Below are 552 nucleotides of genomic sequence, written 5' to 3' on the forward strand. Positions count from 1 at the left end.
CGCGGTCGGAGTCCTTCCCGTGGTGATCGGCCTCGCGGGAGGAGTGCTGAGAGGGGGTGGCGGCTGACGGGGCGCTGGACAGGGACGCATGACGCAGAACGCATGACGCGCACCGCACGACGCGGATCGCATGGCGCAGAACACGTGCCGTGGCGGGTGAACGTCGAGGAAACGAGCAACAGACCCAGACCTTACGGGGGTTGAGATGTACGGAAGGCCCCGGGCACGGCTGCGTGCCCTGATGAGCCGGATGCGCAGGGACGCGGGAATGGTCACGTCCGAGTACGCGATGGGCATCATCGCGGCGGTGGCGTTCGCCGTACTGCTGTACGAGGTGGTGACGAGCGGGCAGGTCAAGACGGAGCTGCAGAACATCGTGAAACGAGCGCTCAGTGCCCGGATGTGAGCGCCGGCGTGAACGGGGAGCCGACCAGGGGTTCGTCACCGCGGAGGCCGCCATGGTCCTGCCCGTGCTGGTGCTGGTGGTGACGACGCTGGTGTGGGGACTGCTGGTCGTGCTCGCGCAGATCCAGTGCGTGGACGCGGCCCGGG

The 552-nt window shown here is 68.3% G+C and carries 2 protein-coding genes; both read left to right on the forward strand.

The window, feature by feature from the left end; all coding sequences use genetic code 11:
* Positions 1-205 precede the first annotated feature (205 nt).
* Positions 206-406: a DUF4244 domain-containing protein gene (locus BZY54_RS47760; RefSeq protein ID WP_086731517.1), complete on the forward strand. Its 201-nt coding sequence runs from the start codon at positions 206-208 to the stop codon at positions 404-406.
* On the forward strand, positions 393-552 hold a 160-nt coding region (locus tag BZY54_RS47765; protein WP_208640996.1), incomplete at its 3' end, for a TadE family type IV pilus minor pilin. The genes BZY54_RS47760 and BZY54_RS47765, both read left to right, overlap by 14 nt.

Source organism: Streptomyces carpinensis, from assembly GCF_002154505.1.
GTDB lineage: Bacteria > Actinomycetota > Actinomycetes > Streptomycetales > Streptomycetaceae > Streptomyces > Streptomyces carpinensis.